This is a genomic window from Thalassobacillus devorans, assembly GCF_900176565.1.
Classification (GTDB): Bacteria; Bacillota; Bacilli; order Bacillales; family Halobacillaceae; genus Thalassobacillus; species Thalassobacillus devorans_A.
The window spans coordinates 782,130-804,402 of the sequence record NZ_FXEH01000005.1; the positions used below are offsets into that span (position 1 = coordinate 782,130).

The 22,273-nt window shown below is 43.1% G+C and carries 26 protein-coding genes; 12 read left to right on the plus strand and 14 right to left on the minus strand.

Annotation, left to right across the window (positions count from 1 at the left end; genetic code table 11):
* The 3 genes from B9Y67_RS08485 to B9Y67_RS08495 form a co-directional block, all read right to left on the minus strand.
* On the minus strand, window positions 1-180 hold the full coding sequence (locus B9Y67_RS08485; RefSeq protein WP_085506293.1) for a XapX domain-containing protein: 180 nt from the start codon (window positions 178-180) through the stop codon (window positions 1-3).
* Between the two features lie 200 nt (window positions 181-380).
* On the minus strand, window positions 381-2,051 hold the full coding sequence (gene argS, locus B9Y67_RS08490) for an arginine--tRNA ligase (protein ID WP_085506294.1): 1,671 nt from the start codon (window positions 2,049-2,051) through the stop codon (window positions 381-383).
* On the minus strand, window positions 2,048-2,491 hold the full coding sequence (locus tag B9Y67_RS08495; protein ID WP_085506295.1) for a YwiB family protein: 444 nt from the start codon (window positions 2,489-2,491) through the stop codon (window positions 2,048-2,050). Before B9Y67_RS08495 ends, argS begins: the two co-directional genes overlap by 4 nt.
* Window positions 2,492-2,858: 367 nt before the next feature.
* Between B9Y67_RS08495 and B9Y67_RS08500 the strand changes: the two genes are divergently transcribed.
* Window positions 2,859-4,136, plus strand: coding sequence for an IS110 family RNA-guided transposase (locus B9Y67_RS08500; RefSeq protein WP_085505375.1), 1,278 nt, complete (start codon window positions 2,859-2,861; stop codon window positions 4,134-4,136).
* Between the two features lie 733 nt (window positions 4,137-4,869).
* Here the strand turns inward: B9Y67_RS08500 and speB are convergent.
* Both speB and speE read right to left on the minus strand, forming a co-directional pair.
* Entirely contained in the window at window positions 4,870-5,742 is an 873-nt protein-coding gene (gene speB / locus B9Y67_RS08505; RefSeq protein ID WP_085506296.1) for an agmatinase, read from the minus strand.
* Between the two features lie 11 nt (window positions 5,743-5,753).
* Complete coding sequence (speE, locus tag B9Y67_RS08510; protein ID WP_085506297.1) at window positions 5,754-6,581, minus strand: polyamine aminopropyltransferase; 828 nt, start codon at window positions 6,579-6,581, stop codon at window positions 5,754-5,756.
* 196 nt (window positions 6,582-6,777) lie between these two features.
* On the opposite strand from speE, the gene B9Y67_RS08515 reads away from it, so the two are divergent.
* Window positions 6,778-8,826, plus strand: a complete 2,049-nt coding sequence (locus B9Y67_RS08515; protein ID WP_085506298.1) for a transglycosylase domain-containing protein — start codon at window positions 6,778-6,780, stop codon at window positions 8,824-8,826.
* A gap of 158 nt (window positions 8,827-8,984) precedes the next feature.
* On the opposite strand, the gene B9Y67_RS08520 is transcribed toward B9Y67_RS08515, so the two are convergent.
* Window positions 8,985-9,527: a YwhD family protein gene (locus B9Y67_RS08520; protein WP_085506299.1), complete on the minus strand. Its 543-nt coding sequence runs from the start codon at window positions 9,525-9,527 to the stop codon at window positions 8,985-8,987.
* A gap of 158 nt (window positions 9,528-9,685) precedes the next feature.
* On the opposite strand from B9Y67_RS08520, the gene B9Y67_RS08525 reads away from it, so the two are divergent.
* The gene (locus B9Y67_RS08525) at window positions 9,686-9,868 is read left to right on the plus strand and encodes a 2-hydroxymuconate tautomerase (RefSeq protein WP_085506300.1); all 183 of its coding nucleotides are present in this window, start codon (window positions 9,686-9,688) and stop codon (window positions 9,866-9,868) included.
* Window positions 9,869-9,959: 91 nt separating this feature from the next.
* On the opposite strand, the gene B9Y67_RS08530 is transcribed toward B9Y67_RS08525, so the two are convergent.
* Window positions 9,960-10,733, minus strand: coding sequence for a dimethylarginine dimethylaminohydrolase family protein (locus B9Y67_RS08530; protein WP_085506732.1), 774 nt, complete (start codon window positions 10,731-10,733; stop codon window positions 9,960-9,962).
* A gap of 318 nt (window positions 10,734-11,051) precedes the next feature.
* Between B9Y67_RS08530 and B9Y67_RS08535 the strand changes: the two genes are divergently transcribed.
* The 4 genes from B9Y67_RS08535 to B9Y67_RS08550 all read left to right on the plus strand — a co-directional run bounded on the left by B9Y67_RS08535 (window position 11,052) and on the right by B9Y67_RS08550 (window position 12,334).
* Entirely contained in the window at window positions 11,052-11,252 is a 201-nt protein-coding gene (locus B9Y67_RS08535; protein WP_085506301.1) for a hypothetical protein, read from the plus strand.
* A gap of 104 nt (window positions 11,253-11,356) precedes the next feature.
* On the plus strand, window positions 11,357-11,569 hold the full coding sequence (locus B9Y67_RS08540; RefSeq protein WP_062442550.1) for a stress-induced protein, KGG, repeat-containing protein: 213 nt from the start codon (window positions 11,357-11,359) through the stop codon (window positions 11,567-11,569).
* 71 nt (window positions 11,570-11,640) lie between these two features.
* Window positions 11,641-11,856 (plus strand): stress-induced protein, KGG, repeat-containing protein, encoded by a 216-nt coding sequence (locus B9Y67_RS08545; protein WP_085506302.1) that lies wholly within the window; start codon window positions 11,641-11,643, stop codon window positions 11,854-11,856.
* Between the two features lie 88 nt (window positions 11,857-11,944).
* Complete coding sequence (locus B9Y67_RS08550; protein WP_085506303.1) at window positions 11,945-12,334, plus strand: con-10 family general stress protein; 390 nt, start codon at window positions 11,945-11,947, stop codon at window positions 12,332-12,334.
* Window positions 12,335-12,468: 134 nt separating this feature from the next.
* Here the strand turns inward: B9Y67_RS08550 and B9Y67_RS08555 are convergent, their stop codons facing one another.
* The gene (locus tag B9Y67_RS08555; RefSeq protein ID WP_085506304.1) at window positions 12,469-12,972 is read right to left on the minus strand and encodes a YwgA family protein; all 504 of its coding nucleotides are present in this window, start codon (window positions 12,970-12,972) and stop codon (window positions 12,469-12,471) included.
* A 13-nt stretch (window positions 12,973-12,985) separates the two neighbouring features.
* A complete protein-coding gene (locus tag B9Y67_RS08560) occupies window positions 12,986-14,281 on the minus strand; it encodes an HD domain-containing protein (RefSeq protein WP_085506305.1) in 1,296 nt (431 codons plus the stop codon).
* A 246-nt stretch (window positions 14,282-14,527) separates the two neighbouring features.
* Here B9Y67_RS08560 and B9Y67_RS08565 point away from each other — a divergent pair, with 246 nt between their 5' ends.
* Both B9Y67_RS08565 and B9Y67_RS08570 read left to right on the plus strand, forming a co-directional pair.
* On the plus strand, window positions 14,528-15,367 hold the full coding sequence (locus tag B9Y67_RS08565; protein WP_085506306.1) for an octanoyl-[GcvH]:protein N-octanoyltransferase: 840 nt from the start codon (window positions 14,528-14,530) through the stop codon (window positions 15,365-15,367).
* Window positions 15,368-15,482: 115 nt separating this feature from the next.
* Window positions 15,483-15,725 carry a hypothetical protein gene (locus B9Y67_RS08570; protein ID WP_085506307.1) on the plus strand — a complete coding sequence of 81 codons (243 nt, stop codon included), beginning with the start codon at window positions 15,483-15,485 and terminating at the stop codon, window positions 15,723-15,725.
* Window positions 15,726-16,143: 418 nt separating this feature from the next.
* Here B9Y67_RS08570 and pta read toward each other — a convergent pair whose 3' ends face one another.
* On the minus strand, window positions 16,144-17,115 hold the full coding sequence (gene pta, locus B9Y67_RS08575) for a phosphate acetyltransferase (RefSeq protein ID WP_085506308.1): 972 nt from the start codon (window positions 17,113-17,115) through the stop codon (window positions 16,144-16,146).
* Window positions 17,116-17,335: 220 nt separating this feature from the next.
* Here pta and hemQ point away from each other — a divergent pair, with 220 nt between their 5' ends.
* The 3 genes from hemQ (at window position 17,336) to B9Y67_RS08590 (ending at window position 19,229) form a co-directional block, all read left to right on the plus strand.
* Complete coding sequence (gene hemQ / locus B9Y67_RS08580) at window positions 17,336-18,079, plus strand: hydrogen peroxide-dependent heme synthase (protein ID WP_085506309.1); 744 nt, start codon at window positions 17,336-17,338, stop codon at window positions 18,077-18,079.
* A 210-nt stretch (window positions 18,080-18,289) separates the two neighbouring features.
* Window positions 18,290-18,853, plus strand: coding sequence for a spore coat protein GerQ (gene gerQ, locus B9Y67_RS08585; RefSeq protein WP_441007552.1), 564 nt, complete (start codon window positions 18,290-18,292; stop codon window positions 18,851-18,853).
* 127 nt (window positions 18,854-18,980) lie between these two features.
* Window positions 18,981-19,229, plus strand: a complete 249-nt coding sequence (locus tag B9Y67_RS08590; RefSeq protein WP_085506310.1) for a hypothetical protein — start codon at window positions 18,981-18,983, stop codon at window positions 19,227-19,229.
* Between the two features lie 2 nt (window positions 19,230-19,231).
* Here the strand turns inward: B9Y67_RS08590 and B9Y67_RS08595 are convergent, their stop codons facing one another.
* The 4 genes from B9Y67_RS08595 to B9Y67_RS08610 all read right to left on the minus strand — a co-directional run bounded on the left by B9Y67_RS08595 (window position 19,232) and on the right by B9Y67_RS08610 (window position 22,019).
* Window positions 19,232-19,600, minus strand: a complete 369-nt coding sequence (locus tag B9Y67_RS08595) for a DUF423 domain-containing protein (RefSeq protein WP_085506311.1) — start codon at window positions 19,598-19,600, stop codon at window positions 19,232-19,234.
* Window positions 19,601-19,612: 12 nt separating this feature from the next.
* Window positions 19,613-19,939: a YwdI family protein gene (locus B9Y67_RS08600; protein WP_085506312.1), complete on the minus strand. Its 327-nt coding sequence runs from the start codon at window positions 19,937-19,939 to the stop codon at window positions 19,613-19,615.
* A gap of 276 nt (window positions 19,940-20,215) precedes the next feature.
* Window positions 20,216-20,671, minus strand: a complete 456-nt coding sequence (locus tag B9Y67_RS08605) for a GNAT family N-acetyltransferase (protein WP_176223940.1) — start codon at window positions 20,669-20,671, stop codon at window positions 20,216-20,218.
* Window positions 20,672-20,675: 4 nt separating this feature from the next.
* Entirely contained in the window at window positions 20,676-22,019 is a 1,344-nt protein-coding gene (locus B9Y67_RS08610) for a sodium-dependent transporter (protein WP_085506314.1), read from the minus strand.
* Window positions 22,020-22,273 lie beyond the last annotated feature (254 nt).

The window sequence follows — 22,273 nt, forward strand, 5'->3', positions numbered from 1 at the left end:
TCATCGTATTAAATTTGAGAGCATCGGCCCTACCCATGCAAATACTTTAAAACCCATGTAAATACCAATGATTCCGGCAACTCCGGCAAAAGCAGGCGGTGCTGGAATCGGAAGTTTAAATAAAGCGAATAAAAAACCTACGATAAACCCTGTCAGCAGCGCTAAAATTACTTCTTTCATGACATAGCTCCTTTCCTGTAGAGACAATCCCTCTTAGTATAACGTTTACACAGGATATTAAAAAAAGATTTCTCACATACGTGGGAAATCTTTTTTGATCACTCTGCTTTCTTAACAGCGATAATCAATGGTATTAAATAATAAAGCTTGCAGAAAACCAATTCCGGTTTTTCTGCAAGCTTTATTCACGCATTTTAAAGTTACATCCGTTCTGGTGCGGATACGCCGATTAGTTCCAATGCATTAGATAGCGTTGTGCGGACGGCCTTCATTAGACCAACACGGGCTTTGGTGCGTTCTGGCTGCTCTTGATCCAATACTTTTGCAGCATTGTAGAAGCTGTGCAGGTTAGAAGCCAGGTCGAATACATACTGCGTCACCCGATGAGGCGTGCGTTTTTCGGCTGCATCGGCTACTACTTGTGGAAATTCACCAAGCCGTTTCAGCAAATCTTCTTCTTTTTCAGAATCAAGCAACGTGGCATCGAAGTTCTTATCGAACGTGACACCCTTTTCTTCTGCCTGGCGAAGCATCGAGCAAATGCGCGCATGGGCATACTGGACATAATAGACCGGGTTTTCGTTCGATTCGGAACGTGCCAGATCCATATCGAAGTCCAGGTGAGAGTCTGCCGAACGCATCGAGAAGAAATAGCGCATGGCATCGATGCCCACTTCCTCCATCAATTCGCGAAGCGTGACAGCTTTCCCCGTACGCTTACTCATCTTCACTTTTTCACCGTCCTGGAACAGGTTGACCATCTGGATAATCGCTACTTCCAATGTATCTTTTTTGTAACCAAGTGCCTGGATAGCCGCTTTCATACGCGGGATATATCCATGGTGGTCTGCTCCCCAGATATTGATCAGCGTATTGAAGCCACGATCCATCTTATTTTTGTGGTAAGCGATATCAGGTGTCAGATACGTGTAGCTCCCATCCTGTTTGATCAAGACACGGTCTTTGTCATCACCAAATTCCGTAGTCTTGAACCAGGTTGCGCCATCCTGCTCATATGTGTAGCCCTGATCTTCCAGGACTTTCAACGCTTCATCAATTTTCCCATCCTCGTATAGAGAGGTTTCAGAAAACCACTCATCAAAAGGGACACGGAAATCTTCCAGGTCAACTTTGATTTTATCGAGCTCAAACTTCAAACCGTACTCCCGGAAGTAAGTGAGGCGTTCCTGTTCCGGTTTATCTGCCCACTCGGAACCATGTTCTTCTGCAAGCTTTTTACCTAGTTCAATGATATCCTTCCCATGGTACCCATCTTCCGGCATATCCCACTCCTTACCAAGCGCCTGCATATAACGTGCTTCGACGGAATAAGCCAGGTTATTGATCTGGTTTCCGGCATCATTGATATAGTATTCACGGGAAACGTCATATCCTGCCTTTGCCAAAATATTGGAAAGGGAATCACCAACTGCAGCACCGCGCGCGTGTCCCAGATGAAGAGTGCCTGTCGGGTTAGCTGAAACGAATTCGACCTGGATTTTTTCGCCTTTTCCAGTATCGCTTTCTCCATAAGCATCTCCTGCTTCCAAAATGGTGGATACAAGGTTAGTCAAATACTGATTGTCCATATAGAAATTGATGAAACCGGGACCGGCAATCTCAATTTTATCGATGGAGGCTTTTGTATTATCAAAATTCGCAACGATATCCTCCGCGATCATGCGCGGAGCTTTTTTGGCGATTCGTGCCAGCTGCATCGCCATGTTAGTCGCATAATCACCGTGCGCTTTATCTTTCGGCTGCTCGAGTACGACTTCCGGCATTTCCTCCTCGGTCGCCAACCCTGCCTTTAATACCGCCTGCTGGATCTCCTGTTTCAGTTTCGTTTCCGTCTGCTCCACAATATTCATTGCGCTGTTTCCTCCTTACGATAGCTCAAAGTTAATCGATGACGCTGAGTGATTTCCTGATTTAAAGTCAACTGGTAGCTGATGAACAGCCGTCCTTTTGCTCCCTTGGATAAGGATTGGTGTTCAATCTGATCCGTAAACGTGTTCATATGAAAAATACCATACGTATGATGGTAGTTGTTCTCTGTTGTATGTTTTTTTCGGAAAATCTGATGCATTTTGACAGCACCAGAGCGTTTGATGCTGACTTTTCCAGGCTGGATGGTAATCATGGTATCGATTGGTCCGCCTTCGTCGGGATGTTCGGTGAACTTGAGGACTTGTGTGTTTCCCCGTTCGTATAGTCCTCCCTGTTCTTCCATGACGACTGTTTCTTTTCGGCCGCTGTCCCTGATTTCTGTCACAAGGCGAATCGACACTGGTGTCTCGGCAGCACTCATACTATCTCTCCTTACGTTCCTCTTAACCTATCCATTATAAAAACTAAAAAAGAAAAGCGCAAGCCCTCCATAAATAACTCTTTGGTTGTTGATTATTTATACCCGAAAAGTCGAAGACTTGATTTCAAGTTATCAAGGGTTCTTTGCCATAACAGTGTAAGGGCTGGCTGGGAAACTACTCGCTTTCCTGCGGGGGAACTGGCAAGCCTCCTCGGTCGTTACACTCCCTGTGGGGTCTTGCCTAGTCCCTTCTCCCGCGGGAGATTCCTGTGGGATTCAGTAGAGGGGTCTTGAATGAAAAAAAGCCCTCCGTTATGATGCATTTGTACAACCAAATACAAACAAACATCAAAAGGAGGACTTCCCCTTGAATTCTAATAGGAATGCTAAAATAAATCAAATCTCTGGAGAATCCTTAGTGATCGGTATCGATATCGCTAAAAAAACCCATTATGCATGCGCGGTCGATGATCGCGGACGGGAACTCCAACGTCCCGTTGGATTTACTCAGAGTAGGGCTGGCTTCGAAGGGTTTCACAAACAGATAAAGGAATGGCTGCACCAACATGGAAAAAGTGAGGTTATCATCGGGTTTGAACCCACAGGTCATTACTGGATGAACCTGGCTGCTTTCCTCCTTGAAGAGGACATCTCTTTTGTGGTCGTCAATCCTGCGCATGTGAAACAATCGAAAGAGTTTGATGATAATCTTCAAACAAAAAACGATAAAAAGGACGCAAGATTGATTGCGAAACTCATGATTGGTGGTAATTTCAGCTATCCCAGAATTCCAGAAGGTATAGAAGCTGAACTGAAAAACGGCTCCATAACGCGGTGGAAACTGAAAGACAAACAAGCGATGTTGAAAAACCAAATGACGGGGTTGATCGACCAGTACTTTCCTGAATTTAAAACCGTCATCAAAGGGTTTGGTCAATTGGCTTGCGCCATTTTGAAATACACGCCTTTTCCTGAGGATCTACTAAACCAGGAGGTAGAGGAACTGGCACTGATGTATAAAGAAAAAGCGGGTATATCCTCTCCTTCGAAAAGTAAGATTCGAGAGATGAAACGGGCAGCTGAAAACTCCATTGGTATTTCGACAGGCAAAGAGGTGGCACGCTTTGAAATCGCCGCACTTGTCGATCAGTTTCTTCTAATCGAACGTCAACTGACAGAACTCAATCATCACTTAGAAGATTTAGTCACCCAGCTGGATGAATACGAATACCTGATATCGATTCCCGGCATTGGAAAGCATACGATCATTGATTTGATTGCGGAAACGGGTTCACTTAAGCAGTACACACATTCACGCCAACTCATTAAATTAGCGGGATTAACACTGCGCGAGAACTCTTCCGGTTACCATAAAGGTCAAAAGAAAATTTCCAAACGGGGACGAAAACGGCTCAGAAACCTTCTTTTTCGCGCCATATTGCCTTTGATTCAAAATAATCGTGCGTTTAAAGAATTGTACCAGTACTACATTACTCGTCCCGTTAATCCTTTGAAAAAGAAGGAAGCAATGGTCGTGTTGTGCGGAAAACTGTTAAAGATCTTTTTTGGTTTATCGAACCGCCAGGTTCACTTCAATGAGGACCGAATGAAACAGGACCTCCACTGTCTTCAACAGGCAGCGTAACCTATATTTCTGACCCATAAGATGACACGGAGAAGCTGGCGCAAAGCGAGACAACAGACTACGAGTCTATGCGGGAGAATAAAGCCGGCCTCTGCCTTATGATGAGACCAAACGAAGGAATGTAGGCGCACGACGCCAAGAGACATGGGAGGGTAAGTCCTCATAAGAAAGCAGGGATCCAAGGTGCATCGATTCATACAAAAAAGATCGCCTAATACAGTTAGGAAACGCAACGCGTCCCTTCGATTTCCTTAATATTGAAGAAAAGGAATAACTTGTTTAACAAATGAAGTATAAAAAAAATTTAAAAGTGTTAAAACGATCTTTAACCCTTGGTGTATCAACATTTCCGGAGGGAGTCTCGCAGTTTCCCAACCACCCCATTCGAAGAATGGGAGAAACGAAACCTGCCATACATGCAACTGTCTTCCGCGAACTCTGGTTACAAGCACGATTTTATAAGGAGCTCACCCTCTGGTTGAAGGACTACATATCCGTGTTTCCGTTTCTCCCATAAACACAAGGAGGTCAGGGAAATTGCGAGACTCCGATGGGAGGATAGTACATGGTGAGATCCCGCAAGGCGAAGCCTGAGGAAGCTCACCGTACGCCCATGGAAAGCGAGTGATTTCCCGGACCTTCACACCGTTACTACCGTAACGGAAACAACACATCAAGAAAGGGAGGTTATGTAAAAAACTGCCGCATGTGGGGGGGCGGCAGTTTGCTGTTATTATTTCACCCAGCCAAGCAGCATTTCGCGGACGAATTTGCTGGCTGCAATGGCAGTCTGTTCTGTTGGATCATAAGCAGGCGCTACTTCTACAAGGTCGCCGCCTACCACTTGAATATCTGAACCGGCAATCATATGGATGGCTGCCAGAAGTTCCTTAGAAGAAATCCCCCCTGCTTCAGCTGTTCCTGTTCCGGGGGCGAACGCAGGGTCCAGCACATCGATGTCAATCGTGACATAGACAGGCCGGCCCGCCAGTTTTGGCAGTACTTCTTTCAGCGGTTCGACGACGTCATACTTCGCCAGGTACATGCCGCTCTCTTTCGCGTACTGGAACTCTTCGCGCATGCCGGAACGGATACCAAAGGAATAAACATGTTCAGGCCCCATCAGTTCGCATGCTTTTCTAATTGGGGTCGAATGGGAAAGCGGTTCCCCTTCATATTCCTCCCTTAAATCAGTATGGGCATCAATATGGATGACGGCCAGATCGGGATATTTACGATACATTGCTTTCAACACTGGCCAGGTAACCAGATGCTCACCGCCCAGCCCTAAAGGAAACTTCCCTTTGTCTAATAGTGTTCCGATATACTCCTCGATCATATCAATGCTCCGCTGCGGGTTTCCGAATGGCAGTGGAATGTCACCGGCGTCGAAGAAATTCACTTCTTCCAGGTGACGATCCAGGTACGGACTGTATTCCTCAAGGCCAATGGATGCTTCCCGAATCCGGTTCGGACCGAAACGGGACCCAGGACGGAAGCTGACTGTCCAGTCCATCGGCATACCATAGATGACGGCGTCAGCTGCTTCACCGTCCTGTCTGCTCATAATAAAAACTTTTCCTGAGTAAGCTTCGTCAAAGCGCATGGAAGTCCTCCTCACTCGGTCAGATCTTTCACGAATTTCGGCAGAGCAAATGCCGCTTGATGTAATTCTTTTGTATAATACTTCGTCTCGATTTCATGGAAACGTTCGTCTGGCACTTCCAGTGGATCATGCTGTTTGCTTCCTATCGTGAAGGTCCATAGTCCGCTTGGATAGGTCGGAATATTAGCCGTATACACCCGTGTGATCGGGAAGGTTTCTTTTACATCACGGTAGACTTGTCGAATCAAATCGGCTTTGAACCATGGGTTGTCGGTCTGAGCGACGAAAATGCCATCACTTTTCAAAGCTTTGGCTATCCCCTCATAAAAACCTCTGCTGAACAAGTTGACCGCCGGCCCTACGGGTTCAGTAGAATCCACCATGATTACGTCATATTCATTGTCGCTCTCTGCAATATGCATGAAGCCATCTGCCACCTTCACTTCGACACGAGTATCGTCCAGCTGTCCGGCGATCTCTGGCAGATACTCTTTGGAATACTCAATTACTTTACCGTCGATTTCTACGAGGGTCGCTTTTTCCACTTCCGGGTGTTTTAACACTTCACGGATGACCCCGCCGTCTCCCCCACCGACTACGAGTACATTCCCAGGCTTCGGATGCGTAAACAACGGCACGTGGGCTACCATTTCGTGGTAGACAAACTCATCTTTCTGCGTTGTCATCACCATATCGTCCAGAACGAGCATGTTGCCCCACTCTTCTGTTTCAAGCATGTCCAGCTGTTGGAAATCTGTTTTTTCTGTATGAAGCGACCGTTTGATTTTCGCTGTAATACCGAAATTTTCGGTCTGTTTTTCTGTAAACCAAGTGCTCATCTATTGTAACTCCTTTCGTTTATAAGACAGGTATCCTTCTATTTATTCCAGTAAACAATCAAATTATAGAGAATTCCAGAAAAAAAGCAATAGTTTTTTTAAAAATGCCGATGATCAGCCTGATGTTTAAATTCTTACCCATTATCCCATAATGTAAGAAAACATTCGAAAAAATCGGATAACGGGAGCGCTTACGATGAAAAAATGGTTCCACCGTCAAAACAAGTGGATACGAAGGGGGCTTTTGCTCGGCTCATTCTCCATCGCATTGATTGCGATAGCAATGACGCTGATCCTTTTGTATGCGCTCATCAGTGGTCCTCCATCTTTGACGACTGAGCAAAATACGATTTATTACAGCCAGGATGGCAGTGTTATTGAAGAAGATTTCGGAAGCAAACGTCGGTACTGGGTCGATTTGGATGACATTTCCCCCTATATCATCCAGGCGACACTCACTTCCGAAGACCAGCATTTCTATGACCATTCCGGATTTGACATGAAGCGGATCGGAGCAGCGGTATTGAAGAATATCCGCAACCTGGCTAAGGTCGAAGGTGCAAGTACAATCACCCAGCAATACGCCCGCAACCTTTATTTATCCCATGAAAAAACGTGGGTTCGTAAAACCAAAGAAGCCATCTACGCACTCAGACTGGAGATGTTCTATGATAAAGATGAAATACTTGCCGGTTACTTGAACACCATTTATTACGGACATGGCGCTTACGGTATAGAAGCAGCCAGCCGTTACTTTTTTGACAAGCATGCCAATGAGCTTTCACTCTCTGAAGCTGCTATGCTTGCCGGTATCCCAAAAGGGCCAAGCTATTATTCTCCTTTTAATAATGAAGAGAATGCCAACGACAGGCAGAAGCAGATATTGGCCAGCATGGAAGCAGCAGGCCATATTGATGCCAGTAAAAGTACACTAGCTGCTCAGGAGAAACTGGAGTATCACGAGCCGAACGAAGAAGTTGCCCCCGATATTGCTCCCTATTTTCAAGATGCAGTAGCTGTAGAAGCCATGAACAGGCTGGATATCGACCGGGAGCAGCTCACAGTCGGCGGCTATCATATTCATACGACACTCGATATTCCAACCCAAAAAGTATTAGAGAAATCCATGGAGCAGCATATCGATAAAAATTCGGAAATTCAAGCTGCTGGTATTGTTATACAACCAGAGACAGGGTCAATTCAGGCTTTGGCGGGAGGACGCGATTATGAAGAAAGCTCATTCAACCGGGTGACCCAGGCAAAACGAATGGTCGGGTCCACCATCAAACCATTTTTATATTACGAAGCATTAGGGAGTGGTTTTACACCGACGACCCAACTGGTCAGTAAACCAACGAAATTCGAGCTTGGTAATGGCGAAGTTTATGCGCCGAGCAACTTCGACGGATATTATGCCAACGAACCGATTACGATGGCACAGGCACTCGCGCTCTCTGATAATATTTACGCTGTGAAGACCAATGTCTACCTTGGTCCGGATCGATTAAAGGAAACGCTTGAGAAGTTTGGAATTTCAGGAAAGATTCCTGCTGTACCTTCTCTTGCGTTAGGAACAGCCACCCTCTCCTTATATGATATGACGAAAGCCTATAGCAAACTTGCTCGCCCTGAAGAAGAAAATGTCCCGCACACCATTACGAAAATAACGGACAGTCATGGAAATACGTTATACGAATACGAGCCACCTGATAATGAGAACATGATTGACCCTAAGCGGGCCTTCTTGACTGCTCATATGATGACAGGCATGTTTGATTCATCACTCGACGGCTATATGCGAGTTACTGGTTCAAGCATTGCCGGGAAGCTAAGCCGCCCATACTCCGGAAAATCAGGAACAACAAACACAGACAGCTGGATGATTGGGTTCAGCCCTGATCTTGTGACAGGCATATGGACAGGATATGATCAGGGAAAACAAATCACTCGAACGAGCGAGCTGCAGTATTCGAAAGACATATGGGCCGATGTGATGGAACAATCTCATCAGGATAGAACATTCTCCACGCTGAAAGCACCTGAGGGAGTCGTGGGGGTATATGTAGACCCGGCAACAGGACTGCGGGCAACACCATATTGTGACGCCCAGCGTTTAATGTATTTTGAAGAAGATAAGATCCCGGAAAGTTTTTGTACAGAGCATACGTTTGAGGAGAATAGACACCCGCGGGAGAAGGAAAAGAACAAAGGTGGCTGGAAAGATTTACTGGACTGGCTATTTTAACGAGGTCAAAAAGAAGAAGGTCGAGGGTTACATCCCCGACCTTCTTCTTTGTCCTAGTAAAACATGTATAACCCATGTGATACACATTTTACAAATTTCACAAAAAAACCTCAAGATTTTCACACATCATTCACAATTTAGACACATTTTCTATACTTTTATACACTTAACCCTTGCTTTAATTCGTCAGAAGAGTTCTCCCACATTTCTTCGCTGTGCTCCTGCAGGAATTTCTTAAGAACAGCTTTGGATTTATCATCCATATGCTCGACAACAAACTTTCCTTTCAAGGATTTGTCCATATGGTTGACATGTTCAGGAAGCAGTTTATACCCCCGGCGAATTTCCCGGTCCACAAGAATTTCACTGCTGGCGACTCCATAATAATACGGGCCTTGCTCGCCTCTCTCAATTGTCACCCACGTAATCCAATACAGCAATCCATTAGGCACTTCTGATTTATCTGTAAGGAATTTAATCCGCTTTTCTACAGCACTGCGGGCATGCATCGCACCCATATCCACATAGGCTTTTTCTTCATTGGGATCCACAATGACCGGTGACATATTCTCTAATGTAATCGCCCCGACCCCATAACCACCGTGCCCATCGGTAGAGTCATCTTTCAATATAGTAAATTGATTCTTCTTTTTGTCTTTTTCATTATCATTGCCTTTTTTGAACTGATCAAATTCTTTCACTATGTGGTCCTCCTTTTACCGTTCGTTTTGTTTATTTTTTCATTCTAACATAATGTCCCTATTTCCTTCAGATTATAAACCTTACGTTCTTGTAATGGCGCTGCTTATGAATTATTGTTACGATTGATAGTGAATGACTAATTGAGGGAGCGGATATTATGCCGATTGTAACTGTACAAATGCTGGAAGGTCGCTCGGATGAGCAAAAGAAAGCGTTAGTGGCAGAAGTGACGGATGCGGTGACTAACACAACAGGCGCACGAAAGGAAGCAGTCACTGTGGTGATCGAAGAAATGGCTAAGAATCATTATGCTGTTGGTGGTAAACGCTTGAGTGACTGATTAGAGAAACCCGTTTTGTCTAACAAAGTTAAACTTTATTAAAGTAGAAATATTAAAAATCCCGCTGCACAGGTGCCCGGGATTTTTAAAATTATTTATTTGTAGAGCGTTGTAACGGCATGGTGCAGCAACGGAAAGACCCGCCAGATTTGATGATTTCCGAAAAGTCAACTTCAATGACTTCAAAACCTTTATCCCTCATGGCTTTATTCACCTTTTCATTTTGAGGCAGACTGATTACTTTCCCGGGCGCGATCGATAATACATTCACTCCCATTGTAAACTGTTCATCCTCCTCTACTTCGATCAGCTGATAGCTATGACTTAGCCTTTCATATTCTTCTTGCCGCAATGCCCCAGGAAAAATCAACGCATACTCAGAAGAGAGAATGTTGAACACACAATCCAGGTGAAGGTATTCTTCTTTTATCGGTACCGCTGTCACCTGATGATTTGGCAGCAGCTCCTGAAGACTTTTCACTCCAGATTCATTGGTGCGGTCACTTATCCCAACCCATACCTTGTTCTTATCAAGTATGATGTCTCCGCCTTCAATCGTCCCCGTTTGAATCTTTTCCCAATAAGAATTTTCCTGCTGCAAGGTTTCCTCCAGTAACTCCTCTTCTCCTTTACGAATTTCGTTGCCCATATTGGAGACGATTACTTTATCATCAATGCAAACTCCGATGTCTCTCGTGAAAACTTGTTCATTATATTGCTGCGCAGGCTCTAATTCGATCACTTCTATGTTGTGGTTGCGCATCACTTCCACAAATGAGTGGTGCTGTCTGCATGCTTTTTCAATATCTATATTTTCATCGACATATTTTTTTTGCGTTTCATTTATTGCTTCTTCAATCTTCATATATGCAGGTGAGCAGACAACGACTCGTTTTAAAGAATCGAACTCTGACCGGCATCCGATTTTTTGATTCCGTTTATTTTTATCCCTGAATACTACGGCCAACTTTACCACCTCTATACGATTTATTATTCACAATAATTCCCTGTTTCGTATGAAACAAACCATCTGCAACATTCAATACCATTTATTTTGTCCTAAACCGTCTGATTCATTATTCACATCTTTCACATTGACTAGTTTAAATATGTAGAAGATTGGCAATTGAACTTATGTAGCATTCAAGAAATTCAAATTTCATAAGAAAAGGAGGTAACCCGATTGGCAAAGGATAAAAGCGACCAAAAGCAGATGGGCTATGATGAAGCAGGTCCTAAAAACAAACGTAAACCAGAAGAAAAATATAATCCATCCAGACTTTCTAATATTGCAGATAAAGATGAACAAGATCCTGTCAGTCATAAATATAAACAGGATAATTTCAAAGATGTCAGGAAGAATGACAACCCTTCTGACACGTAAAAATTACAAAATAATTACAGATAGGTAAAAAAAAGGTTTTTAAGTTTTAAGTTTTAAAATAGGTGGTAACTTTAACAACAACTACTCAAAAGGAGGTTTAAACAATGGCTAACAACAAAAACAATAATCAAAAAATGAGTTATGAACAAGCTGGTCAAAAAGGTGGAGAGAAAACAAGCAACAAATACAGCCAGGAGCACTTTGAGGAAATCGGTAAAAAAGGCGGAGAAAAAGTAAGCGATAAGTACAGTAAGAAGCATTTTGAAGAGATTGGTAAAAAAGGCGGCAGAAATTCCAACTCTAACAATAATTCTTAATTTGACAAGGCGATCAAACTTCATTGTTTGACATATAAGCGACACATAATCATTATTAGGAGGTTTTTTCATTGGCTAACAACAATAAGAACAACAACCGTAAAATGAGTTATGAGGAAGCTGGTCAAAAAGGCGGCGAGAAGGTAAGTAACAAATACAGCCAGGAACACTTTGAAGAAATCGGTAAAAAAGGCGGAGAAAAAGTAAGCGATAAGTACAGCAAGAAGCATTTCGAAGAGATTGGCAAAAAAGGCGGCAGAAATTCCAACTCTAACAACAATTCTTAATAGTGAAGAGTCTCTACAGAATTTTTAAGCGATTGTTCGACACCTGATTCGGGAAAGACATCACGAAATTTCTAAGGAGGTTTTTCAATTGGCTAACAATAACAAGAACAACAACCGTAAGATGAGTTATGAACAAGCTGGTCAAAAAGGCGGAGAGAAAGTAAGCAACAAGTACAACCAGGAACACTTTGAAGAGATCGGCCAAAAAGGCGGAGAAAAAACGAGCGAGAAGTATAGCCAGGAACATTTCGAGGATATCGGTCAAAAGGGTGGAAAAACAACAAGCAGCAAATACAACCAAGACCACTTTGAAGAAATCGGTAAAAAAGGTGGAGAATCCACCAGCCAGAATAAAGATAAAGATTTTTATCAGGAGATTGGTAAAAAAGGCGGAGAAACAACAAGTGAGAAGCACGGAGAGGAATTCTATGAAGATATCGGTAAAAAAGGCGGTAGAAATTCCAACTCCAACCGTTAATACTTCTCACCTGATGATATAGAGGGCTGTCCTGTGACGAGGGCAGTCCTCTTTTGCATAGGGTTATCCCCTGATGCGCCTTCATTATAACAGAATTAAGTTCATGTGCAAACAAAAGGCCATACTTCCCATTATCAATGGGTGGTATGGCGTATTTCTTCGATAAAACCCCAGGCATCTTCTATTTCTTCCTCACTATAGTTCTGTTTACTTTTGACAGTAAATACCTTTTCCTCTACTTCTTCCCGAGGAAGATGCTCAAAATACAACATAGTGGAAACAAGTTCCAAAAAGCGCGAACTTTTTTCTTTCATCTTTGCCACCGGTTCTCCGATATCCGGGAGTTCGACCTGGTAATGATTTAAAAAATCCTTTCCAGCATCCGTCAATCGATAACGGTATTGATAATAGTTCTTCTTTTCTTCTCTCGTCTCATTAATAAAACCTAAATTGCACAATTCCTCAATTCTCAGTGTCAATTCCTCGGAATAAGGACCATAAAAATGAAACTGATAGCGATCTTCAAATGGCACATCGCACTTTTTTAGTATATAAATAATCTTTTGCAGCTTCTTTCTTCCTATTATTTCATCAGAGCTTGCGAAGAAGTGCATTAATTTCGCATGATTTTCTAACACAACGGCTCATCCCCTATCCGTACAAAATTTCCAGGATCCGCTTTTTAGTCTTACTACGATTGGACATTTCCTCCAGGCGATCAAGCGGAAAATATAGTTTATGATCGGTCCGCTTCTTCCCTGAGATCGATTCGACGATTTCTGATTGACGGGAAAGTTCTTTCAATTCCTGATTCGGCATCAATAAATGAATCGGCAGACGTTCTTCTTCCTCTCCAGGACGATAAAAATCATATGGTAAATCGGAGCTTGAGTCGACTACAAGATAATAATCCGGATTGAGACCGGCTTTGTTAAATAAACGATACAGCTCCATCCACTCACTCATTTGGAGGTTCGGATTGAACTCAATATATTTAAATAGGCGCCGATTCACGAAACGTTCGCATAAATCACTCAGAATCGGATCTTCTTCATTGATCCAGATTTGAAAATAATACATCGCGACCGCTTCGTCTAATTCTAAGTACTCTTTCAATGTAGGTTTTTCTTTGAAAAAAGATAAAAAATGCGTCGGTTTAAGCGAGAACTCGTATCCTGTTTCATGAAGTTCTTTGGCACGGTGAAGGATTTTTGAAAGAATCACTTCCGCACTACGGGTCACTGGATGAAAATAGACCTGCCAGTACATCTGATAGCGGCTCATGATATAATCTTCAACCGCATGCATGCCACTTTCTTTGATAACTACCTGATCTTCCATCGGACGCATTACCCTCAAAATCCTCTCCATATCGAAGTGGCCATAACTGACACCAGTAAAATAGGCATCACGCTGCAGGTAATCCATCCGATCCGCATCGATTTGGCTGGAGATCAAACTGACGACTAATTTATTATGGTAAGTCTTGTTGATGACATCGGCTACTTTTTTGGGAAAACCATTTTCCACTTTACTAAGTATGGCGTTGATCTTCGTATCTCCCAACAATATTTCCTGGGTAAAATCCTCATGATCGAGCTTGAAAACTTTTTCGAAGGAATGGGAAAATGGCCCGTGACCTAAATCATGCAACAATGCGGCACATAAGCACAGCAGTCGTTCATTCGGATCCCAATTCGGGCGGTCCTCAAAATTATGAATAATCCGACGCACGATTTCATAAACACCAAGCGAATGGTTGAAACGGCTATGCTCAGCGCCATGGAAAGTTAAATAAGAGGTACCCAGTTGTTTGATACGGCGCAGACGCTGAAACTCAGGGGCTCCGACTAAATCCCAAATGACACGATCCCTAATATGTACATACCTGTGAACGGGGTCTTTAAAAACCTTTTCTTCATTTAATTTTTCATCTTTATAAGCCATCGGCTACCCCTTCCAATCGCCATTTTTTTCTATTATAGCTGTTTTCTGCATTTAAAAAAACACCTTGACAGACAAGGTGCGTATTATTTTTGTCAGGGTATAGACTCCTGACGGAATACATTACCCATAATGTTCTTCTTTCCCTTTGAACCAATACAATATTTTACCGAGAATCCAGGATACATGCAAGCCAGTTGTTCTGTTATACTAGGAAAGGTTGAATGTGAACGGAAGGAGCATATCGCAATGTCTGAAATCCATCCTTTATTGAAAACAGAACAGTACCGCTTCATCGACCAAAGTACACTCGGGCCTGAATTCTCGGCGCTGCAGTCCTTCGCCATGGATGATGCGTTATGCATGTCCGTTGGGCAAGGTACTTCTCCCACTACGGCTCGTCTATGGGTGCACCATAACACAGTAGTACTTGGCATACCTGATGCCAGGCTTCCTTATATTGCGGAAAGCGTCGAATACTTAAAAACACAAGGCTACCAGGTGATTGTCAGGAATTCTGGAGGTCTCGGAGTGGTGCTTGATGAAGGCGTTTTGAACCTGTCGCTGATCTTTCCAGATTCAAAAACTGTAAATATTCATGAGGGATATGATGCAATGGTGGCTTTTGTCCGGTATTTATTTAAAGATTATACAGACCGGATTGAAGCGTATGAAATCACCCAATCCTACTGCCCTGGCACCTATGATTTAAGCATCGATGGAAAAAAGTTTGCCGGCATTTCTCAGCGCCGCGTCAAAAATGGTTCGGCTGTACAGGTTTATTTAGATATTACCGGTAATGGTTCGGCGCGTGGCCGTATTATGCATGACTTCTATAAAATTGGAAAACAAGATGAAATGACACGCTTCCACTACCCTGATATCGATCCGGAGGTCATGGCTTCATTAAATGAACTGCTAGATACGGACTTAACTGTTTCCAAGGTTCGAGACATGATACTAATGACACTGCATGAATGGAGTGGAGATATTTCTATGCAGCAGCTCGATGGCGCGGAAATTGAATGGTTCCATAAACGTTTCGAGCAAATGATCGAACGGAATAAGAAAGCGTTGGAATCTCTATAATAGCCGCCTAGCCACACACTTTCGATTCCTGTAACGAAACAAATACTTTCTTGTGTATCCACCTTAAGCTGCTTGGCCATGTTAAAATAGAAATAATTATTCAGGGGGTGGGGTTATGTTCACGATTTTCGTAATCATAGCTATTATTTTAAGTGTTATCGCATTGGTCGCTACGATTTATGTGGGAAAAGATGTCAATAAGACGATTGATAGGTATGAGCGGGAAGGTGACACGCCGGAGAATGAATTAGCCAGGTCGCATGAATATGAAAAAGCTTCTAACCTTCGCACCTTATCGGTTATTTATATTATAACTTTTATCGTTACGATTGCGTTAGTATTCATATTTATCCTTTAAGCTCCCTTTAATTGAAGACTCAATTTCGAGACATATTGTTTCCGTTACGGTAGTAACGGTATGGAGGTCCGGGAAATTACTCGCTTTCCATGGGTGTACGGTGAGCTTCCTCGGGCTAAAGCCCTGCGGGATCTCACCATGTACTATCCTCCCATAGGAGTCTCACAATTTCCCGGACCTCCTTGCGTTTAAGAGAGAAACGGTAACATCGATATAAATCACTTCAAACTTAGAAAGTGTACTTCTCAAAAAATGCCTACTACCTGAATCCTTGTTTACAGTTCGAAAACGGAGGACATCTTCATCCATGGTAGTAGCCCGTACATAATAAATTAATCATTAGAACACTTTAATTATTAAATTCACACCTAATAAAGCTTTATAAAAACGAGCCCCCATGGGAGGCTCGTTTTGTTTGTTATAGTGATTGGGCTGCTGTGATTAGGGCTAGTTTGTAGACGTCATCTGCGTTGCAGCCTCGGGACAGGTCGTTAACCGGCTGGTTCAGACCTTGAAGCACCGGTCCTACGGCATCAAATCCACCGAGACGCTGGGCAATTTTATAGCCGATGTTCCCTGCTTCCAGGCTCGGGAAGATAAACGTGTTTGCTTCCCCTTTTAATGGAGATTCTGGTGCTTTTTTCTCCGCTACTGATGGAACAAAAGCAGCATCAAACTGGAACTCGCCATCGATCATCAAATCTGGATTCTTTTCTTTTGCCATCTTAACTGCCTCTACTACTTTTTCCGTTTCCGGAGACTTGGCTGATCCTTTCGTGGAAAAGCTGAGCATCGCGACTTTTGGATCAACATCGAATAGTTTCGCTGTTTCGGAGCTTGCAAGTGCAATTTCTGCAAGATCCTCGCTGTCTGGAGTCATATTGATGGCGCAATCCGCAAACACATACTTTTCCTCTTCACGGACCATGATGAAGACTCCTGATGTCTTCTTGATACCAGGCTTTGTTTTAATGATTTGCAGTGCAGGGCGTACAGTATCGGCAGTTGAATGCACCGCACCACTTACAAGGCCATCTGCTTTCCCCATATAGACAAGCATGGTTCCGAAATAGTTGCCATTCTTCAGAATTTCTTTAGCATCTGCTTCTGTCGCTTTCCCTTTTCTGCGTTCCACAAAGCTTTGAACCATTTCCTCCATACCTTCGTAGCTCTCCGGATCAAGTATCTCTGCGGAGGAAATATCAACACCTAATTCGCCCGCTTTCTGTTTCACTTCATCTTCATTGCCAACTAGTACAGGAATCACTAACCCTTTCGTTGCCAATCGGCTTGCAGCTGTCAGGATTCTTTCGTCTAATGCTTCTGGAAGTACAATTCGCTTACCTTTACCATGAACTTTATCTGTCAATGTCTCAAAAAGATCACTCATATTTTTCCCTCCAATATCTTATCCTGTTATATATGATAAGACAATTTGTGTGTGAATGAAAGTATTATGTAGCCGAAACCGGTTTCCTCTATAAAATGTGTCAAAAGCGTGAAATCATACCAGATAATTACTTCCGGCATGAAGGGGAGTTTTGATTATGTTATATTAATTAAGGAGAATATTACTAATAGTAGTTTATTAATAAAGGAGCGTATGATCTATGCCAGAACCAGCGATCACCCTTGATGGATGGTATTGCCTTCACGATTTCCGTTCCATCGACTGGACTGCCTGGAAAATGATATCCAGCGATGAGCGTGAAAGCGCCATTCACGAGTTCAATCAATTAATCAGCAAATGGGAAAAAACAGAAAGCAACAAAGCAGGAAGCCATGCTATCTATTCCATCGTCGGACAGAAAGCAGAATTCATGATGATGATTCTCAGACCAACCATGGAAGAATTGAATGAAATTGAATTGGAATTCAATAAGACCAAATTGGCAGAATTCACTATTCCTACTTATTCCTACGTGTCTGTCGTTGAACTTTCCAACTATATGGCTCAAGGCAAAGACCCGGAGACAGACCCTGAAATTCAGGCCCGTTTGAAACCAATTCTCCCTAAATGGAAATACGCTTGCTTCTATCCAATGGACAAGCGCCGCCAGGGTAATGACAACTGGTACATGCTTGAAAAAGAAGACCGTGGAAAAATGATGTACTCGCACGGGATGATCGGGCGGCAATACGCCGGTAAAGTGCGACAGATCATTACCGGTTCCGTAGGATTCGATGATTGGGAGTGGGGCGTCACCCTATTTGCACATGATGTCCTTCAATTCAAAAAGTTAGTCTATGAGATGCGCTTTGATGAAGTGAGTGCCCGTTTCGGTGAATTTGGCTCTTTCTATGTCGGGCATCTGCTTGAAAAAGAAGCACTCCCTAAATTCCTTTCCGTCTGAATATAATGTTTCTACAGCACGCAGCCTTTTCAGCTGCGTGCTTTTTTTATTTTCATAAACGATTAACCCGTACATATATATTTACAGAGAAGCTCATCTTGTGGAATCGAAGCGGGGTGAAAAGATAGCGGTGATTCCTTCCACTGCTTCTTTTCCCCACTACAAAACGAGTGCCCAAACGTTTATTAATCACAAAAAGGAGTGATTGTATTGTCACAAAATAATAAGGAGAATAAAACTTCTTCTAACACGCAACAAAACCAGCCTTATTATGCAGCAAACCCATACCTTTATTATTACCCATCCTCTCCCGCACAGACAGGATATTATAAAGCCGCCAGATCTGACGGTGGGCAACAAGGCATGGGAATGATGGATATGGCAGGTGCAGGTCAACAAGGAATGATGCCTGGAATGATGTGGGCAGGTCAACAGGGAATGATGCCTGGAATGATGGGCGGTACTGGTAATCAAGGTGGTATGGCACCACCTGGCACACCAGGAGGTATGCTACAGACAGAAGAATCGTACATTGAAAACATTCTTCGGTTGAACCGCGGAAAAGAAGCTACTGTGTATATGACTTTTGAAAATAATGACCAATGGAATGCGAAGATTTTCAAGGGTATCATTGAAGCTGCCGGAAGAGACCATATTATTTTAAGCGACCCGCAATCAGGAAAACGATACTTATTATTAATGGTTTACCTGGATTATATCACTTTTGATGAAGAGATTGAGTACAGCTATCCCTTCAACAATACCGGAAGATAACTGGCGAATTACTCTCCAATATAAACCATAAGTAATCATTGTTCGTTCATATTCTTCCTACTCGTTGAAAAAAGCCACGCCGAATTCTCGTGCGTGGCTTTACCTTATCCAAGGTGGTGACATACTAGTGAAACACCCCTATGAAAAAATGCAGCGCTTCCAAGTATTAGCAATGGTGATTGCGCTCGTACTCGCTATCGTAGCACTTGCTCAACAGGCCTTTTCCTGGACCGTTCTAGCGATGTTTTACGCTCTATCTCTAAGCTTTATGTTTGAAGCGTTAGTAGAAATGCAAAAGAAAAATGCGTTCAATTTCATCTCTCAGATCATTCGCGCCTTCCTGATTGCTATCTTTTCCACCTTATTATTTTTCTAAATTCACAGCATTCGTGTTACAGCTATTCCCAGCAGCACCCATCCTACTAAAAAGGTCAAGCCGCCGAACGGGGTGATCATAGCCAAAGCCTTAATTCCGGTCGGCGCATATACATACAAGCTTCCTGAAAATAATACGATACCTATAAAAAACAGCCATCCAGCTCCTGTAAGCAACCCAGACTGGGTTTTCATCATCAATATACCGACAGCCAAAAGCGCTCCGGTATGAAACATTTGATAGGTTACTGCTTTTTCCCAGGTCTTCAATGCTTTTTCAGTTATCTTGCCTTCCAGCCCATGGGCACCGAATGCGCCAAGCGCTACAGCTAGAAACCCATTAATTACAGCCAATAAGAAAATTAATTTCACGTTACTCTCCCCTTAAAAATCGAATATAGAATCACCATTTGCTTCATCATGCTCGTCTTTCTGCTTTTTCTTTTCTTTTTTTTGATAGCTGGAACCAGCCATATCACCCATCATCGCCCGTACTTCATCAGCGGTCGGTTCCGATACATCCGTCGGATCGGGGTAACTTGATACCCTTTCCTCTGTATCTGGAGCAGGCCGATCATCCAGCATTAAATCACACAACAAGCGGACGGCACGCACGTGTTCACGAACCGATGCTGTTTCTCCGTGATTCGCCATTGCTTCCTGTATCTCGTTCATCATTTTCTTTAATACAGTTTCGTTTGAAATAGCCATCGCTATGACTCCTTTTGTTATACTCCAATATTTTTACTGGGTTAAATAAAAGAAATACCAGGTCTTCACCATAGGCCACTAGCTATGTATTTCTAATGGCAATCTCCCATTATGTAGTTTAACATGTTCCTGCATTTTCGCACTAGAAAGAAGATAAACCCAAATCAATTTATAGGTTATCATTTACTTGCCAGGGAGAAATAGGAGGATTCTATAGGAAAGACAAATGAAGGGGTGGAAAATAAGTCTTCCACCCCTTGAACTCAAATTCTTATTTTATTGTTCATAACAAAGAAGGGCTAGTGTGATCCCTTCTTCTGTCTTTACTTCTTGTATTTGTTGAAAACCATTCTTCTGGTAGAATCGCATCGCCGGCTCGTTCTTAGCCCCAGTTGTAACCCAGCATTTATTAGTGGGATTCAAGAACAATACACGGGAAAGAAGTTCTTTTCCCAGTCCCTGCCGCATCCACCGTGGATGTACGGCGAGCCTGGTAATCCAAAAGTCTCCAGCTTCCAATGTATAGGCGACAAGACCTACCAATTTCCTTTCTTTATAAATACCTAAAAAAGTTTCTTCTGCCCTGCTGATATCTTTATACGTTTCGATCAACGGAGGCAGTTTACGGTTATGGACATACCTCGCCTCCTGATGATAAGAAAGCTGCTGCAACGCTTCGATTTCTATAGCAACCTCTTCTCTGGTATGGTCCAATTCAAAAATGATAGCCATCCGCTTACATTCCCAAAAGACCGATAGCATTCAAGAAGATCAAAATGATCAAAACAGGAGCGATATATTTTACGATTCCATACCAGATGGGACCGAATGCGTTCCCGGTCAAATCAGTTGCTTCTAAAGCTGTGGCTTTTTTGAAATACCAGCCAACAAACAAAGCCATCGCTAAACCGCCAAGTGGCAGCAGAATATTAGAAGCGATAAAATCCATTGATTCCTGGATATCCCGATCACCGATTGGGGATACCCCGGCCAATACACCGTACCCAAGCGAGACAACCAGCCCAAGAATGAACATGATAGACCCGGTCAGGACGCTCGCCATTTTACGGCTCCAGTGAAAAATGCGCATGAAATAAGCGACAGGTACCTCCAGAATAGAGATAGCTGAAGACAAAGATGCAAGCGCTAATGCAAAGAAGAAAACCAGTCCGACAATACCTCCGAATGGCATCTGATCAAAGATACCAGGTAGTGTTATAAATACGAGTGGTGGTCCTGAACTTGGATTGATACCAAACGCGAAAACCGCCGGAAATATGACAATACCTGAAATGACGGCAAAAAAGCTGTCCATAACGCCGATACCAATTGTAGCACTAGGCAGTTTATTCTCTTTTGACAAGTAACTACCGTAAGTAAGCATGGCCCCCATACCAAGACTTAATGAGAAGAATGCCTGTCCCAATGCGGCTAAATAAACTGCCGGATTCGTTAATGCAGACCAGTTCGGCTGGAACAGAAAGCGCACGCCTTCCATTGCACCTTCCAATGTCAGGCTGTAAACAGCTAATCCAATCAACAGAATAGCCAGTGTTGGCATGAAAATTTTATTCGCTGCTTCAATTCCTTTTTTTATTCCTACCAGAACAATTCCGATGGTCATCACCATGAACAATGCATGCCAGAACAACGGCTGCCATGTGTGAGAAATAAAGCCGCCAAACGCTGCTTCATATCCGCCCTCCGGAGTAGTAAAGAAATCGCCGGTCACATATTTCCATAAATAATAGACAGACCAGCCTGCCACCACACTATAAAAACTTAAAATTAAGAAGGACGCGGCCACCCCAAAGAATCCTGAAAAGAACCAAGGCGTCCCTGGTGATAATTTCGCAAAAGAGCCAACGACATCACTTTGCGCTTTTCTTCCAATACTTACTTCTGTCAATAGCAATGGGATGCCAATTACGAATACAAAAAATAAGTACACAAGCAAGAAGGCTCCCCCGCCATTTTCACCGGCAACATAGGAAAATCGCCATATATTGCCAAGTCCGACAGCTGACCCCATAGCCGCGAGCATAAACCCGAGCTTGGAGGCCCATTTTTCCCTAGCCAATAGTATTCAACTCCCTCACTCAATTTTCTAATCTTTGTTAAATATGCCTCAGCATATCATAAAAATATCATTCCGACGACCTATATTCTGAAATTTCATATTATTTACAGTGGTTATATCCTAAAATCAAAGGAAGAGCTCCGGGGTGGCGGCTGCTCCGATATCTCCTTCTCTCTAAATTGTAAACATTTGAGTCCAGTCGTTTTCTTAACAAGATCAGCCGGCATTTCTCTTGTTTTAAACCCATAAGCTTT